The sequence below is a fragment of the Kaustia mangrovi genome (genome assembly GCF_015482775.1).
GTDB classification, from domain to species: Bacteria; Pseudomonadota; Alphaproteobacteria; order Rhizobiales; family Im1; genus Kaustia; species Kaustia mangrovi.
In genome coordinates this window covers 1,089,377-1,105,352 of sequence record NZ_CP058214.1, presented here as the reverse complement: position 1 = coordinate 1,105,352, position 15,976 = coordinate 1,089,377, and the positions used below count along the sequence as shown (strand labels likewise).

The window sequence follows — 15,976 nt, the reverse complement described above, 5'->3', positions numbered from 1 at the left end:
GGGCAGGGCAGGCGGGACTGTCCGGGCCCCGATGTGTGTCTTGCCTGCCGCAAGGCGGGCCTTCCAGGGGACCGTGCCCAATGCAGGACTTGTCCGATCCGGTTCAACTTCTGAAGTCGATAGAGCCCGGAATGCTGATCCGCTACGGGTTGGAATTCGTCACCGCGGTGGTCATTCTCGTTGTCGGGCTGATCGTCGCCAAGCTCGTCGAGCGGCTGATCCGGCGCTCTCTGGAGCGCACCTCGCGCGTGGACGTCACACTGGCGCGGTTCCTCGCCAAGGCGGCCAACTATGCCATCCTCGCCCTCGTGCTCATCATGGTGCTCGCCCAGTTCGGCATCCAGACGACGAGCATCATCGCCGCACTCGGCGCTGTCGGCATCGCCATCGGTCTGGCGTTGCAGGGCACGCTGTCGAACGTGGCGGCGGGCATCATGCTTCTGGCGTTCAGGCCCTTCAAGATCGGCGACTATATCGACGCGAGCGGCGTGGAGGGCACGGTCCAGGAAATCGGCCTGTTCATCACGGAGCTGAAGAGCGCCGACGGGGTCTACCGCGTCGCGCCGAACCGTCAATTGTGGGACACGGCGATCATCAACTACTCGCGCAATCCGAGCCGGCGCGTGGAGATCGCCGTCGGAATCGATTACGGGGACGATGTCGACAAGGCCTGCGCGCTGCTCATGGATCTCGCCGCGAAGGAAAAGCGGTTCCTCGGCGATCCTGCGCCCATGACCTTCGTGAAGTCGCTCGACGACAGTGCGGTGACCGTCGCGCTCAGGGCGTGGACGCGCACGGACGACTACTGGTCCGTGCTCTGGGACATGACGCGTGCGGCCAAGGTCGCCTGCGACGAGGCGGGCATTTCCATTCCCTTCCCGCAGCGCGACGTCCATGTCTATTCGCATGGCGGCGTCGTGGCCGGGGTGGAATAGGCCCGCGCCCTTCACACACCCGGAGGACTGTGCCCGGTGCGCTTCGGTGCCGGGCCGGTTTCGGAACCGGGCAGCGCGATGCGTGGCGGACATGCGCCGATTGCCGGCCTGCGGAACAGGCCGGTCAGCATCGCGCGGATCCTGGACTTTTCAGGGGAACCGATGGCGGGCCGGAGCGGAAATGCCGGTCGGCCCGCGGCTCGCGTCAGCCCTTGCGCTTGGACGGGAGCAGGCCTTCGCGCTGGGCACGCTTGCGGGCCAGCTTGCGAGCGCGGCGGACGGCCTCCGCCTTCTCGCGTGCGCGCTTCTCGGACGGCTTTTCGTAGTGATTGCGGAGCTTCATCTCACGGAAGACGCCCTCGCGCTGCAGCTTCTTCTTCAGCGCTTTCAGGGCCTGATCGACATTGTTGTCGCGAACGATAACTTGCACGAATGATGCCTCGTTAAGGTGTCCGGTTTGCTGACCAATCAAACGTGTCGGCGACGACCGTAATGGGCGAAAACCGTGCAGTAAGCCGCCGAACCTGCACTTGAGTGGACGGTTCCTTATCAGAATCAGGGGGCCGTGTCCACCGGAAGCCGGTCGCCGGCACGCAGAAAACTCACCCCTGCCGGCGGCGGATGAGCCGGTTGGCGTGGCCCATCTTCCGGCCCGGTCGGGTCGCGGTCTTGGCATAGATATGGACCGCGGTGTCGGGGTCGCGCGCGAGCCGGGCCCAGTCGTCGACGTCATGGCCGAGCAGGTTGGTCATCTCCACATCGGCCAGACGCTGCGGCGAGCCGAGCGGCCAGCCGGCCACGGCGCGCATATGCTGGGAAAACTGGGAGACGAGGCAACCATCCTGCGTCCAGTGCCCCGAATTGTGGACCCGGGGTGCGAGCTCGTTCACGAGGAGATCCTCCTCGCCGCCGCGCTCGACGACGAAGAGCTCGATGGCGAGGACGCCCACATAATTGAGTGCCTCCGCGGCGCGCCGGCCGATTTCCAGGGCGGTCTTCTCCGCCTGCGGGGCGATGGCCGCGGGAACGCGCGAGATCTTGAGAATGTGGTTCTCGTGGCGGTTCTCCGCGATATCGTAGCAGGCGATGGTGCCGTCGGGGCTGCGTGCGGCGAGCACGGAGACCTCGCGCAGGAACGGGACGAACCCCTCGAGGATCGCGGGCGCGGTGCCAATGGCCGCCCAGGCCTCGGCAAGGTCGTCGCCCTCGCGGATCGTCACCTGGCCCTTGCCGTCATAGCCGAAGCGGCGCGTCTTGAGAACGCACGGGCGCCCCAGCCGGTCGACGGCGCGGCGGAGATCGTCGAGGTTGTCGACCGGCTCGTAGGGCGCGCACCCATAGCCGATCCCTTCCACGAAGCGCTTCTCCTCCAGCCGGTCCTGGGTGATGCGGAGCGTCTCCGCGCCCGGCAGGACGGGCACGCGCGACGACAGGAAATCCACTGTGAAATGGGGAACGTTCTCGAACTCGAACGTCACCCGGTCGACATTGCGGGCGAAGGCGGCGAGCGCCGCCTCGTCGTCATAGGCCGCACAGGTCGAGCGGCTGACCACATCGAAGGCCGGGCTGTCGGGATCGGGACAGTAGACATGGCAGTTGAGCCCCAGCTCGGCGGCTGCCGTTGCGAGCATGCGGCCGAGCTGTCCGCCGCCGAGGATGCCGATCGTGCCGCAGGGGGCAAGGGGGCCGGATGTCGATGCACCATCAGCCATCCCGGTCGGGCCTTTCCGCGACCGAAGCGGTCTGTTCCGCGCGCCAGCTGTCGAGCCGGCTGGCGATTCCCTCGTCGCAGAGCGCCAGAACGCCGGCGGCCAGCAGGGCGGCGTTGATCGCGCCGGCCCGGCCGATGGCAAGCGTTCCGACGGGCACGCCCGGCGGCATCTGCACGATGGACAGAAGGCTGTCCTTTCCGCTCAGCGCCTTCGATTCCACAGGTACGCCGAACACCGGCAGGGGCGTCATGGCCGCTGTCATGCCCGGCAGGTGCGCCGCGCCGCCGGCGCCTGCAATGATGACCTTGAAGCCCTCCGCACGCGCGCCCGTCGCGAAGTCGTAGAGCCGCTCCGGCGTGCGGTGGGCGGACACGATGCGCGCGTCGTAAGGGATGTCGAGCGCCTCGAGCGTCTCGGCGGCATGGCGCATGGTGGGCCAGTCCGACTGGCTGCCCATGATGATCGCGACAGCGGGCTTTCCGGAACTCAACGGTCCGTCCTCTCGCAGAAAAGGGCCTCGAAAAGCGGGGGATTATAGGAAGGGCGTGCGGCTATGCAACTCATCTCGGAGCATTATCACATGGAAGGGGTTGCATTCGACGACTTTTACGGGAATCAATGAGCCAATACGCTTCATTGGAGACTGGGGAGCCACAACGCGACACCCCTCGAGAGTGCTTGAGCGATAAATCCGGGGACCGTGAGCAAGCGAGGAGGTCGGGATCATCTATGGGGGATGGGGAGTGTGATGAACTTGCCCGCACCGGACTTTCCCGGTTTCGGTGAGCCTTCTGCAGACGACGGGCTCGAGGGTCTTCACAGCGAACTGGCAAGGCTTCGCGACGAGCTGGATGCGACACGCGCGCGTGTGCGTCAGCTGGAGGAGGCGGTCGACCAGGACCCGCTGGTTCCGCCGGTGCTCAATCGTCGCGCCTTCGAGCGGGAGCTTTACCGCACATGGTCGTCCAGCAGGCGCCATGGCGTGGCCGCCTGTCTGATCTATCTGGATGTCGACGGCCTCAAGGCGGTCAACGATACCCATGGTCATGCGGCAGGCGATTCCGTGCTCCGGCATGTGAGCCGGGTGCTCATGGCGAGCGTGCGGCGCACCGACAAGGTCGGCCGTCTCGGCGGAGACGAGTTCGGCATTCTCATGGAGCGGATCGAGGTGCACGAGGCACGGCGCCTTGCGGAAGCCATCCGCACCCATATCGGCGCCGACACCCTGGTCGGCATCGATTGCGGCGTCGCGATCTCGGTATCCGTCGGGGTCGCCTCCTTCGACGGCAGCGACAGTGGCTACGAGGTGATCGACATGGCCGACAAGGCCATGTATGCGGCCCGCCGCCACCGGCGCGGCGTGGCAACCTTGGGCGAGGCGGGGCCCGTGGGGGTCTAGGGGCGATAGCCACGGGGAACGCGTCGATCCGAACCGGACGCATGTCCTGTTCGCCATTGTCCGGGACAAGTCTGGATATGGCGAAAGACAGGGGCCGGCGGCGCTTGAAATCCTCCCGGCACGGCGGGATGTAGTCCGGCCGGATCGGTTGTAACTGGCGGGCCATGGGAGTTCGCCGTAGTGCGCTATCTTCGCGTCTTGCCGGACAGATTGCGCTGCCGGTCCAGAACGGATGCCGGACCGGGGATATCCGGGCTCAGGCGATGATATCGGGCAGCAACTGGTCTTCCAGCTGGGAGATCTCGTCCTTGAGCTGGAGCTTCTGCTTCTTCAGCCGCCTGAGCTGGAGTTGATCCCCGGTTCCTGTCTTCTCCAGGCTGGCGATCGCTCCGTCGAGATCGCGATGCTGTTGTCTGAGGCTGGCCAGCCGTTCGCCCAGATCGTCCTGTGGCGTTTCCATCGTACGGTTCCCACATTGACCGGACCCATTCTTGCGACCTTTCGACACGGGCGCAAGCCCTTGAACACTGGCGCTCACGGAGGGGGTGGCAAGGTCCGCGACCAATCTCCACATCAGTTCGACAAGCTCTGTGAGCTGTGTCACACTTCTGTCGTTACCTTGTCAGAGGAGCATGGAGATTGCCCATGTCGCTTCAAGCTCATCTCGATGAACTGGTTACCAAGCACCGTTCGCTGGATGCCCAGATCGAGACCGTTCAATCCAATCCCTCCGCAGACGACTTGAAGCTTGCGTCCCTCAAACGGGAAAAACTCAAACTGAAAGACGAGATCGCCCGAGTAGAGGCGAGACTCAACGGTACGCACTGACCGGAAACCGGCACGTCAATCCAGCTTTTGGATCTGCGCCGGCCCACGTCTTGCGGCTGTTCCCTGCGATCTGCGATGTCAGGGACGGTCGGCAGGGGGTGGGCCGGCTTGGTTGCAAGCGCTGGGGCGCGGCGGAGCCGGGACGGGCCGCCCGCACCATGACGCGGGAGACGCGCCGGCAGCCCCACCTCCGGCGGAGACTCACGTGTCTCGCGCCTGCTCGCGCAGCCGGAATTTCTGGATCTTGCCGGTGGAGGTCTTCGGCAGCTCGCCGAACACCACATGGCGCGGCGCCTTGTAATGGGCGAGATGCTCGCGGCAGAAGGCGATGATCTCCACGGCATTGGCCTGCCGGTCGGGCTTGAGCTCCACGAAGGCGCACGGAGTCTCGCCCCATTTTTCGTCCGGCTTGGCGACGACGGCGGCAGCCTGGATGTCGGGGTGCTTGTAGAGCACTTCCTCCACCTCGATGGAGGAGATGTTCTCGCCGCCGGAGATGATGATGTCCTTGGAGCGATCCTTGAGCTGGATGTAGCCATCCGGGTGCATGACGCCCAGATCGCCGGTATGGAACCAGCCGCCGCGGAAGGCCTCGTCGGTGGCCTGCGCGTTCTTCAGATAGCCCTTCATGACGATGTTGCCGCGCACCATGACCTCGCCGAGCGTCTCCGCATCGGGGGGCACGGGCTCCATCGTCTCCGGGTCGATGACGTCGAGATCCTCCAGTGCCGGATAGCGCACGCCCTGGCGCGCCTTGCGCGTCGCCTTCGCGCCGCTGTCGAGCGCGTTCCACGCCGCCTTCCACTCATTGACGACGGCGGGACCGTAGGTCTCGGTGAGGCCATAGACATGGGTCACGGCAAAGCCCGCATCCTCCATCGCCGCGAGGACGGACTCGGGCGGCGGCGCGGCCGCGGTGATAAACTCCACCGTATGGTCCAGCGCCTTCCTGTCCGCGTCGGAGGCATGGATGAGCGTCGACATGACGATCGGCGCGCCGCACATATGGGTCACGCCATGGCTCGAAAGCGCGTCGTACATCGCGTCCGCCCGGACCCAGCGCAGGCACACATGGGTGCCCGCCAGCAGCGAGATAGTCCAGGGGAAGCACCAGCCATTGCAGTGGAACATGGGCAGCGTCCACAGATAGACGGGATGCTTGCCCATGCCGGCGGCCACCATGTTGGCGTAGCACATGAGCGCTGCGCCGCGATGGTGGTAGACCACGCCTTTCGGGTTGCCGGTGGTGCCGGAGGTGTAGTTGAGCGAGATCGCGTCCCACTCGTCGTCGGGCCACACCCAGCGATAGTCCGGATCGCCGGACGCCACGAAATCCTCGTAGTCGATCTCGCCGAGCCGCGCGCCGGCCTGGGGAAATTCCGGATCGTCATAGTCGATGACCAGAGGCTCGACCTTGGCGAGCCGAAGCGCTTCGGCCATGGTGTCGGCAAACTCGCGGTCCGTGATCACCACCTTCGCCTCGGCGTGGTCGAGCATGAAGGCGATATTGGCCGCGTCGAGGCGCGTATTGATGGAATGCAGCACCGCGCCGGTCATCGGCACGCCGTAATGCGCCTCCAGCATGGGCGGCGTGTTGGAGAGGATCACGGACACCGTGTCGCCCTTGGCGATGCCGCGCGCGCTCAGCGCGGAGGCGAGGCGGCACGCGCGCTCGTAGAAGGCCGCGTAGCTCACCCGCTGGCCGCCATGGACGATGGCGATATGGTCGGGATGGGTGCGGGCCGCGCGCTCGAGGAAGGACAGCGGCGTCAGCGGCTGATAGTTGGCCGGCGTTTTGCCGAGCGCGATGTCGTACGGGTTCGTGGCCATCGTCGAGACGTTTCTCCCCTTGATATCTCCGCGCGACTATATGCCTAGATCAGCCCTGTGCCTGCAAGCCCGTCATGGATGAGCTTGAAGGAGACGATAAAGACCGCGGCATAGGTGATCCGGTAGAAGCGCGCCGGCTCGACCACCTTGACGAGCCACACGCCGGTCAGCGTGGCCAGCGGCGCGAGCGGCAGGAGGACGGCGGAGGTCTCAAGATTGCCCAGCCGGAGCTGGTCGAGCGCGTAATAGGGGACGAGCTTGGTGGCGTTGACCACGGCGAAGAAGATGACCGAGGTGCCGGCGAAGAGCCGCGGATCGAGCCTGAGCGGGAGCAGATACATCTGGAGCGGCGGGCCGCCGGCATGGGAGACGAAGCTGGTGAACCCGGCGACCGTCGCCCAGAAGCCTCCCTTGATCCGGTTGGTGGCCGCCGCCGGACGCCTTGTCCCGCGCAGGAAGTAGTCGAGGGTGAAGGCGAGCGCCACGACGCCGACAATGAGTCGCACATGTGCCTCGGTGACCACGGAGGCGGTCAGCCAGCCTATGCCGACGCCCACAATGGCCGGCGGGATAAGGATCTTCAGGCTCGGCACGTGATAGCGGCGCCGGTAGGCGGCAAGCCCCACGAGATCCATCGCCACGAGGATGGGCAGCAGGATGCCCGCGGCCTGGACCGGAGAGATGACGAGGCTCATGAGCGGCACGCCGAGCAGGGCGATGGCGCCGCCGAAGCCGCCCTTCGCCATGCCGACGAGAATGACGGCCGGCACGGCGGCGGCATAGAACCAGGGGTCGGTGATCATGGGGTGGCGGGATACATGCTGAACGACGGATGTTGACGGGCTTGTTCCCGCCGGTCTTCCTTCATCGCACGCGACGGCGTCTGCGGCCAGACGGCACGGACGTTCCCCTTGCAATCGGCCGGGCGGCTTTGAACAATGTCGGCCAGCAAGGGTCAGAGGTCAAAAGGGAAGCGCCGGGAGGAACACGGGTTCATGAGTCGATATCACGAGATCTATGAGCGCTGGAAGGCCGATTCGGAGGGGTTCTGGGCGGAGGCCGCCAGCGAGATCGACTGGTTCCGCAAGTGGGACCGGGTCTATGCCGAGGTCGACGGGCTCGACCGCTGGTTCGTCGGCGCGGAATGCAATACCTGCTACAACTGCCTCGACCGCCATGTGGAGCGCGACCGCGGCGGGCAGCCGGCCCTGATTTACGACAGCCCGATCACCGGGGCGGAGCGCACCTATAGCTATGACGAGCTCCTGGAGGAGGTGGCGACCTTCGCCGCCGTTCTTCAGCAGCGCGGCGTCGCGAAGGGCGACCGGGTCATCCTCTACATGCCCATGGTGCCGGAGGCGGTGATCGCCATGCTGGCCTGTGCGCGCATCGGCGCGATCCATTCGGTGGTCTTCGGCGGCTTCGCGGCCCACGAGCTCGCCACACGGATCAACGACGCCAAGCCGAGGCTGATCGTGTCGGCCTCCTGCGGGGTCGAACCCGGGCGTATCGTCGCCTACAAGCCGCTTCTCGACAGGGCGATCGACCAGTCGGACTTCAAGCCCGAGGGCACCATCGTCCTCCAGCGCGAGCAGGAGGCGGCGACGCTGAAGCCGGGCTACGACCACGACTGGGCCGAACTGATGAGCAAGGCCCGCAACGAGGAGCTCAAGGCCGACTGCGTGCCCGTGCTCGCCACCGATCCGCTCTATATCCTCTACACCTCCGGCACCACCGGCGTGCCCAAGGGCGTGGTGCGCGACAATGGCGGGCATATGGTCGCGCTCAAATGGAGCATGGATGCGGTCTACGGCGTGGATCCGGGCGAGGTCTTCTGGGCGGCCTCCGATGTCGGCTGGGTGGTCGGCCATTCCTATATCGTCTATGCGCCGCTGCTGCACGGGTGCACGACGATCCTGTTCGAGGGCAAGCCCGTGGGCACGCCCGATGCGGGCGTCTTCTGGCGCGTGATCTCCGAGCACGGGGTGGCCGCCCTGTTCACCGCCCCGACCGCCTTCCGCGCGATCAAGAAGGAGGATCCCGGCGGCAAGTTCATCGAGCGCTACGATCTCACCCAGTTCCGCACCCTGTTCCTGGCCGGCGAGCGGGCCGACCCCGACACCGTCAAGTGGGCGGAGGAGATGCTGTCGGTCCCCGTCATCGACCATTGGTGGCAGACGGAGACGGCCTGGGCGATTGCGGCCAACCCCGTCGGGCTCGGCACGCTGCCCGTCAAATACGGCTCGCCGACCGTGCCCATGCCGGGCTACGACGTGCGCATTCTGGGACCGGACGGCAAGGAGATGCCGCGCGGCGAGCTCGGCGCGATCTGCATCGCCCTGCCGTTGCCGCCGGCCTGCCTGCCGACGCTGTGGCAGAATGACGAGCGCTTCCGGGAGAGCTATCTCGCCGCCTATCCCGGCTACTACCAGACAGGCGATGCGGGCTACATGGACGAGGACGGTTACGTCTTCATCATGTCGCGCACCGACGACATCATCAATGTGGCCGGCCACAGGCTGTCGACCGGCGCCATGGAGGAGGCCATCGCCAATCACCGCGATGTGGCCGAATGCGCCGTGGTCGGGATCGCCGACCAGCTCAAGGGGCAGGTTCCGGTCGGCTTCGTTGTGCTCAAATCGGGCGTCAACCGCCCCACCGAGGAGGTGGAGAGCGAGGTGGTCGGGCTCGTGCGCGACGAGATCGGTCCGGTGGCGGCCTTCAAGTCGGCCATGGTGGTCGACCGGCTGCCCAAGACGCGCTCCGGCAAGATTCTGCGCGGCACGATCCGCAAGATGGCCGACCACGAGGAGTGGTCGATGCCCGCAACCATTGACGACCCGGCGATACTGGACGAGATTGCCGCGGCAATGAAGAAACACGGATTCTCTATCTAGCCCGCCGGCTTTCTTGCACGACAGCCCATGATTTCGAGCGGTTCGGGAGGCGCGTCATGGGCTGCCCGAGGCGGGCGTTTTTCAGGATGGTGCCCCGTAGACCCCTGCGACGGTGCGGGGAGACGAGGAGAGAGGGAGGCCAGATATGGCTTTGAAGGACAAGGTGGCGATCGTGACCGGCGCCGCCCACGGTATCGGTCTGGCGTGCGCGGAGCGTTTCGCCGCGGACGGCGCGAGCGTCGTGATTGCCGATGTGGACGAGGAGGCCGGCGAGCAGGCGGCCGCCGCGATCCGCGAGGCCGGCAACGAGGCGCGCTTCGTCGCCTGCAACGTGACGGAGCGGCTCGATGTGCGCAATCTGGTCACCGCGACGGTGGAGGCCTATGGCGCCGTCGACGTCCTGATCAACAATGCGGGCGTGGTGCATGCGGCGGATTTCCTCGATCTCGCGGAGGAGGATTTCGACCGGGTTCTCGGCATCAACCTGAAGGGCGCCTTCCTTGCGGCCCAGACGGTGGCCCGGCAGATGGTGCGTCAGATTGAGGAGGGCCGCGCGCCCGGCACGATCATCAACATGTCGTCCATCAACTCCGTGTTCGCATTGCCGACCCAGGTGCCTTACAGCATCTCCAAGGGCGGCGTCAGCCAGCTCACCAAGGTGATCGCCATCTCGCTCGCCCCCTATGGCATCCGCTGCAATGCCATCGGCCCGGGCAGCATCATGACCGACATGCTGAAGTCCGTCGTCAACGACAAGAATGCCCGGAATACCATCCTGTCGCGCACGCCGCTCGGCCGCATCGGCGAGCCGCGCGAGATCGCGGGCGTCGCGGCGTTCCTGGCCTCCGACGATGCGAGCTACGTGACCGGCCAGACCGTCTTTGCCGATGGCGGGCGTCTGCCGCTCAACTACATGGTGCCGGTTCCCGAGTGAACCGGGCGGAGACTGTGCGGGCGGGGCGATCTTCACCCCGGCCCGCGCTTGCTCTAGGCTAACCGTGGTCCCCTTGGTCCGCGGAGCCCTCCGCGCGGGGGCCGTCGTTTCTATGGAGGTGTCTTCAGATGTCCGAAGCACAGGCCGCCGAAACGGTGTGGGAACCGTCTCCGAACGATCTCGAATCCTTCTGGATGCCGTTCACGCCGAACCGCGATTTCAAGCAAGCGCCGCGGCTGATCTCGCGCGCGAAGGACATGCATTACTACGCCGCCGACGGGCGCGCGATCATGGACGGCACGGCGGGGCTGTGGTGCTCCAATGCGGGCCATTGCCGCGGCCCCATCGTGGAGGCGATCCAGCGCCAGGCGGCCGAGCTCGACTTCGCGCCGAATTTCCAGTTCGGCCATCCGAAGGCCTTCGAGCTCGCGTCGCGGCTGACGACGCTCGCGCCGGGCGATCTCAACTATGCCTTCTTCTGTAATTCGGGCTCGGAAGCCGCCGATACCGCGCTCAAGATCGCGCTGGCCTATCACAATGTGACGGGGGCGGGCTCGCGCACCCGGCTGATCGGGCGCGAACGCGGCTATCACGGCGTGGGCTTCGGCGGAATTTCGGTGGGCGGGATCGCGCCCAACCGGAAGTTCTTCGGCACGGCTCTGGCCGGCGCCGATCACCTGCGCCACACCTATGACCGCGAGCACCAGGCCTATTCGCGCGGCGAGCCGGAGTGGGGCGCGCATCTGGCAGACGATCTGGAGCGGCTCGTCGCCCTTCACGACGCCTCCACCATCGCGGCAGTGATCGTGGAGCCGATGGCCGGCTCGACCGGCGTGCTCGCGCCGCCCAAGGGATATCTGAAGCGCCTGCGCGAGATCTGCGACAGGCATGGCATCCTGCTGGTCTTCGACGAGGTGATCACGGCATTCGGCCGGCTGGGCCACGCCTTCGCCGCGGAACGCTATGGCGTCCTTCCCGATATCATCACCTTCGCCAAGGGGGTGACGGGCGGCACGATCCCGCTCGGCGGCGTGCTGGTTCGCGACCATATCTACCAGGCCTTCATGAACGGGCCCGAGCACGCCATCGAGCTGTTCCACGGCTATACCTATACCGGCCATCCGGTGGCCGCGGCGGCGGGAGTGGCGACCCTCGACCTCTATCGCGACGAGGGCCTGTTCGAGCGCGCGCTGGCCCTGGAGGAGATGTGGGCGGATGCCGCCCATGCACTCAGGGGCGAGCCGCATGTCGCCGATATCCGCACCATCGGGCTTGTCGCCGGCATCGATCTGGAGCCTGTGGAGGGCAAGCCCGGCCAGCGCGGCTATCAGGCCATGAAGACCGCGTTTCACGACCATGACACCATGATCCGCATCACCGCCGACACGATTGCGCTGTCGCCGCCCCTGATCATCGGCGAGGACAAGATCGGCCAGCTCTTCGACGCGACACGCCGCGTGCTCCGTGCGCTGGATTGATCGACTTCCGGTATTGGGCGGTTTGAATGTACACTTTTTGAGTGTAATCTTCCCGAAAGGAGCGATAGGCGGGCGGATCTCAGGGATGCAGACGGGACGAAGGGTGGAGCCGGGGCCTTCCCGAACGACGATTGCGGCATTGAGCGCTGCCGCGGCTGTCGTGCTGGCTCTGGCCGTCTTCCTGCTGCTGGCCGCCACCGGGCTCGATCCGGTGGATGCGGTGCTGGCCACGGGGCTCGTCCTCGTCGCCGTCGCCCAGCTGGCCGGCGCCTTGGCATACAGGGCGCAGACGGGGCGTACCGCATCTGAGAGCGCCATCGAGGGCGCCATGACGGCCGAACCCGAACAAGCCGGCTCCATACCCGACCCCGCGACGGAGCGCGAGGAGGCTGGCCCGGCCGCGGAGGCGGCCGCGCCGATGGAGCCGCGCCTCGACGGCGGGCCGCTCGGGCCCCGGACGGTCCACGCCCTCATCGCGGAGGGGCGCGGCGAGCTCTATCTGGAGCCGGTCATCGATCTCGCCAATCTGCGGACCTGTCATTATCTCGCCTCGCTCGGCGCGCGCCTGGAAGACGGCACGGCGGTCGCGCCCGACCGCCTGCGCCGATCCGCGCCGTCCGGCGAGCCGGCCCTTGCCATGGCCCTGGAAACGGTCGGGCAGGCGACGGCGATCCAGCGGCATCTGCGCGAGACCGGCCGGAGCGCGCGGATCTTCTGTCCGGTTCCCGCCGCCATGCTGGCCGATGACGGGGCCCTGGAGCGCCTGCAGGCCATGATCGACGATCTCGGCGCGCGCGAGGAGGGCATCGTCGTCTCCGCGATCGCGCCGCGTCCTACCGACATGGCCGGACGCCTCGCCGACCGGCTGGCGGCGCTCGCCCGCCGGGGAACGGGGCTCGCGGTGGAGATCGACGACGACCCCGATCACGATCCCGCCCATCTCGCCCGCAACGGGATCGACTTCCTGATGCTCCATTGCGATGTGGCCGCGCGCCTGGCAGGACAGCCGGTGGACGGCGCGGATACGCGGCTCGCCGCTGTGATGGGCGCCGCCTGGACCCTCGGATTGCAGACCATCGTGACCGGTGTCGACCGCGAGGAGACGCTGCGCGACATCATCGGCCATCCCGTGCTCGCCTGTGGGCAACTCTTCGCGGAGGCGCGGCCCGTTCGCCAGTCGCTCTTGCAATCGCGGCGGATTGCGGCTGAATAGGGCGCTCCGTGACTGTCAAGCGAACACCCGAGGGACAATGACATCCTCCGCCGCCGATCAGACCCGCCGGGAGCGGGTGCAGGTTCTCGCCCATATGCGCGATCTCGCCACGCCCCGCGATATCTGGCTGTGCGACATCTGGGGCGTGGTCCATAACGGCATCGCGCCGTTCCCGGAGGCGGTGAATGCCCTGCGCGAGCACCGCATTGGCGGCGGCGTCGTCGTGCTGATCACCAATGCGCCGCGGCCGTCGCCCGCGGTCATCGGTCAGCTCGACCAGATCGGCGTGCCCCGCGAGGCCTATGACCGTGTGGTGACGTCGGGCGATTCCATGCGCGCCCTGATCGCGGCGAAGCCCGGCGCGGCGGTGTTCCATCTGGGACCGGAGCGCGACCAGCCGCTGCTCGAGGGGTTGCCGATCTCGCTCGTTGCCGAGCCGGAAGACGCCGAACTCGTATTGTGCTCGGGGCTTTTCGACGACGAGACCGAGACGCCGGACGATTATGGCGGGCTTCTGGAGCGCATCCGCGCGCGCGGGCTGACGCTCTATTGCGCCAATCCCGACAAGGTGGTGCAGCGCGGCGGAGCGCTCGTCTATTGCGCCGGCGCGCTTGCGGAGCGCTATGCCGCGCTCGGCGGCGAGGTCGTCATGACCGGCAAGCCGCATGATCCGATCTATGCCCAGGCCTTCGCCGAGCTGGCAGAGCTCGAGGGCGCGCCCGTCGCCCGCGAGCGTGCCCTCGTGATCGGAGACGGCATGGAGACCGACCTCGCCGGCGCGGCGCGCCAGGGCCTCGACGCGGTGTTCGTGATGGGCGGCATCCATGCCGCCGAGGTCGGCGAAAACCATCACGAGGACGACGACGCGCGCGACGCGCTGCTCGCCCGGCTCCGCAAGGCGCTTCCCGATCTCAGACTCAAGGCCCTGATGCCCGCCCTGGCCTGACCGAAAAGTGGTTTCCACTTTTCGGCATCATGCATGAGATCGGCCCGCACTCGGGCGATTTCGCCCGCGTGCGGACAAGCCGATCGTTTCCGGTAGCTTGAGCATGATGCCTGTCCGAAAAGTGGTTTCCACTTTTCGGCATCATGCTCTAGATTGCCGGCCATCTCGCATCTGCGAAGGGAGCGGGTGCGTTCCGTGCGACGGGCCGACGTCTTCAGTGGGGACAGATGGAAACCAGGACCGGTTATTTCTTCGAGGATCTCGAACTGGGCATGTCGGCCCATCTCGAGAAGGTGCTGAGCAGCGAGGACGTGTTCGCCTATGCCGATCTGACCGGCGATCACAATCCCGTCCATGTCGACGAGGCCTATGCGGCGGAAACCATGTTCAAGGGCCGCATCGCCCATGGCATGCTGACCGCGGGGCTGATCTCGGCGGTGCTCGGCATGCGCCTGCCGGGACCCGGCGCGATCTATCTCAGCCAGTCGCTCAAGTTCCGCGCGCCGGTGCATTGCGGCGATCTGGTGCGCGCGGAGGTGACGGTGAAGGATCTCCAGCCGCGCGGCCACCGCGTTTCGTTCGACACGGTCTGCCGGGTCGGCGACAAGATGGTGCTGGATGGCGAGGCGTTGGTCATGGTGCCGTCGCGCGGCTGAACGGTTCTGCGTGGGGTCGAAGCAGCATGACGGGCATTTGATGGAACGGATCGACGGCTCGGCTCCCCTGCCGGAGCGCTGGCGCGGCGCGGTGGTGGCCATCGGCAATTTCGACGGCGTGCATCGCGGGCATCAGGAGCTGCTGCACATCGCGCGCGAGGAGGCCCGCCAGCGCGGCGTGCCGCTCGGCGTCGTCACCTTCGAGCCGCATCCGCGCACCTTCTTCAGACCGCACCAACCGGTCTTCCGCATCACGCCGCCGGCGCTCAAGGCCCGGCTTCTGGCGGCCTGCGAGGTCGATTTCCTGGCCTCCCTGACCTTCGACAGGGCGTTCGCCTCCAAGGAGGCGGAGGCCTTCGTGTCCGACGAGCTGGTGGGCCGGCTCGGCGTCAGCCATATGGTCACAGGTTACGATTTCCATTTCGGCCATGGGCGCAAGGGCTCGCCCGATACGATGCGACGTCTCGGCGAGGAACTCGGCTTCGGCGTCACGGTGGTCGAGCAGGTGACCGATGACAGCGGTTTCGCGCCGTTCTCCTCCTCCACCATCCGCGAGGCGCTCAGGCAGGGCGCCATGCGCGAGGCCGCCGAGCAGCTCGGCTATTGGTGGACGGTGCTGGGCCCTGTCGGCCATGGCGACAAGCGCGGGCGCGAGATCGGGTTTCCGACCGTCAATATCGCCATGGACAACGATGGCGAACCGCATCAGGGCATCTACGCCATGCGCGTGCGCGACGCCGCCGCCATCGGGGGCGAGGCCTGGGCGGGCGCAGGCTATGTCGGGCGGCGGCCGACCTTCGGCAAGGAGGAGATCGTCCTGGAGGTCCACCTGCTCGATTTCTCCGGCGACCTCTATGGCCGCGAGCTCATGGTGGAGTTCGTCGACTTCATCCGCGGCGACCGGGCCTTCGACGATGTCGATACCCTCATCGCGCAGATGGGGGACGACTGCCGCGAGGCCGAGGCGCGCGTTGCCGCCCTTGCCCGTGGTGATATCGTCGCTGACTTCCCCATAGGCCGCCTGCAGCGCGAGGGGCGGCTCTAATGCGGATTGCGGACAGGTTGAAACAGACCGCTCATCCCGGCGAAAGCCGGGATCTCCTGCAACACGCCTGAGATCCCGGCTTTCGCCGGGATGAGCGGGAAGA

At 66.7% G+C, this 15,976-nt stretch carries 16 protein-coding genes; 10 read left to right on the top strand and 6 right to left on the bottom strand.

Annotation, left to right across the window (positions count from 1 at the left end):
- Positions 1-80: 80 nt before the first annotated feature.
- Positions 81-935 (top strand): mechanosensitive ion channel family protein, encoded by an 855-nt coding sequence (locus HW532_RS05285; protein ID WP_213163394.1) that lies wholly within the window; start codon positions 81-83, stop codon positions 933-935.
- Between the two features lie 205 nt (positions 936-1,140).
- On the opposite strand, the gene rpsU is transcribed toward HW532_RS05285, so the two are convergent.
- From rpsU to purE, 3 genes are all read right to left on the bottom strand, one after another.
- A complete protein-coding gene (gene rpsU, locus HW532_RS05280; RefSeq protein WP_213163393.1) occupies positions 1,141-1,365 on the bottom strand; it encodes a 30S ribosomal protein S21 in 225 nt (74 codons plus the stop codon).
- A gap of 172 nt (positions 1,366-1,537) precedes the next feature.
- Positions 1,538-2,647 carry a 5-(carboxyamino)imidazole ribonucleotide synthase gene (locus HW532_RS05275; RefSeq protein ID WP_213163392.1) on the bottom strand — a complete coding sequence of 370 codons (1,110 nt, stop codon included), beginning with the start codon at positions 2,645-2,647 and terminating at the stop codon, positions 1,538-1,540.
- Positions 2,640-3,104, bottom strand: coding sequence for a 5-(carboxyamino)imidazole ribonucleotide mutase (purE, locus tag HW532_RS05270; RefSeq protein ID WP_213164436.1), 465 nt, complete (start codon positions 3,102-3,104; stop codon positions 2,640-2,642). The genes HW532_RS05275 and purE overlap by 8 nt, the downstream gene beginning before the upstream one ends.
- A 291-nt stretch (positions 3,105-3,395) precedes the next feature.
- On the opposite strand from purE, the gene HW532_RS05265 reads away from it, so the two are divergent.
- The gene (locus HW532_RS05265; protein ID WP_213163391.1) at positions 3,396-4,046 is read left to right on the top strand and encodes a GGDEF domain-containing protein; all 651 of its coding nucleotides are present in this window, start codon (positions 3,396-3,398) and stop codon (positions 4,044-4,046) included.
- Between the two features lie 256 nt (positions 4,047-4,302).
- Here HW532_RS05265 and HW532_RS05260 read toward each other — a convergent pair whose 3' ends face one another.
- Positions 4,303-4,506 (bottom strand): YdcH family protein, encoded by a 204-nt coding sequence (locus HW532_RS05260; protein ID WP_213163390.1) that lies wholly within the window; start codon positions 4,504-4,506, stop codon positions 4,303-4,305.
- A gap of 185 nt (positions 4,507-4,691) precedes the next feature.
- Between HW532_RS05260 and HW532_RS05255 the strand changes: the two genes are divergently transcribed.
- A complete protein-coding gene (locus HW532_RS05255; RefSeq protein WP_213163389.1) occupies positions 4,692-4,874 on the top strand; it encodes a YdcH family protein in 183 nt (60 codons plus the stop codon).
- Between the two features lie 201 nt (positions 4,875-5,075).
- Here HW532_RS05255 and HW532_RS05250 read toward each other — a convergent pair whose 3' ends face one another.
- Positions 5,076-6,704 (bottom strand): acyl-CoA synthetase, encoded by a 1,629-nt coding sequence (locus HW532_RS05250; RefSeq protein ID WP_213163388.1) that lies wholly within the window; start codon positions 6,702-6,704, stop codon positions 5,076-5,078.
- Positions 6,705-6,748: 44 nt separating this feature from the next.
- Entirely contained in the window at positions 6,749-7,507 is a 759-nt protein-coding gene (locus HW532_RS05245; protein ID WP_213163387.1) for a sulfite exporter TauE/SafE family protein, read from the bottom strand.
- A 192-nt stretch (positions 7,508-7,699) separates the two neighbouring features.
- Here HW532_RS05245 and HW532_RS05240 point away from each other — a divergent pair, with 192 nt between their 5' ends.
- From HW532_RS05240 to HW532_RS05210, 7 genes are all read left to right on the top strand, one after another.
- On the top strand, positions 7,700-9,601 hold the full coding sequence (locus tag HW532_RS05240; RefSeq protein WP_213163386.1) for a propionyl-CoA synthetase: 1,902 nt from the start codon (positions 7,700-7,702) through the stop codon (positions 9,599-9,601).
- Positions 9,602-9,746: 145 nt separating this feature from the next.
- The gene (locus HW532_RS05235; RefSeq protein ID WP_213163385.1) at positions 9,747-10,535 is read left to right on the top strand and encodes an SDR family NAD(P)-dependent oxidoreductase; all 789 of its coding nucleotides are present in this window, start codon (positions 9,747-9,749) and stop codon (positions 10,533-10,535) included.
- Between the two features lie 128 nt (positions 10,536-10,663).
- Complete coding sequence (aptA, locus tag HW532_RS05230) at positions 10,664-12,013, top strand: omega-aminotransferase AptA (protein ID WP_213163384.1); 1,350 nt, start codon at positions 10,664-10,666, stop codon at positions 12,011-12,013.
- 139 nt (positions 12,014-12,152) lie between these two features.
- Positions 12,153-13,226, top strand: coding sequence for an EAL domain-containing protein (locus tag HW532_RS05225; protein ID WP_213163383.1), 1,074 nt, complete (start codon positions 12,153-12,155; stop codon positions 13,224-13,226).
- A gap of 94 nt (positions 13,227-13,320) precedes the next feature.
- Positions 13,321-14,172 carry a TIGR01459 family HAD-type hydrolase gene (locus HW532_RS05220; protein ID WP_425491948.1) on the top strand — a complete coding sequence of 284 codons (852 nt, stop codon included), beginning with the start codon at positions 13,321-13,323 and terminating at the stop codon, positions 14,170-14,172.
- Between the two features lie 227 nt (positions 14,173-14,399).
- The gene (locus tag HW532_RS05215; RefSeq protein WP_213163381.1) at positions 14,400-14,828 is read left to right on the top strand and encodes a MaoC family dehydratase; all 429 of its coding nucleotides are present in this window, start codon (positions 14,400-14,402) and stop codon (positions 14,826-14,828) included.
- Between the two features lie 40 nt (positions 14,829-14,868).
- On the top strand, positions 14,869-15,873 hold the full coding sequence (locus HW532_RS05210) for a bifunctional riboflavin kinase/FAD synthetase (protein ID WP_213163380.1): 1,005 nt from the start codon (positions 14,869-14,871) through the stop codon (positions 15,871-15,873).
- Positions 15,874-15,976: the final 103 nt, after the last annotated feature.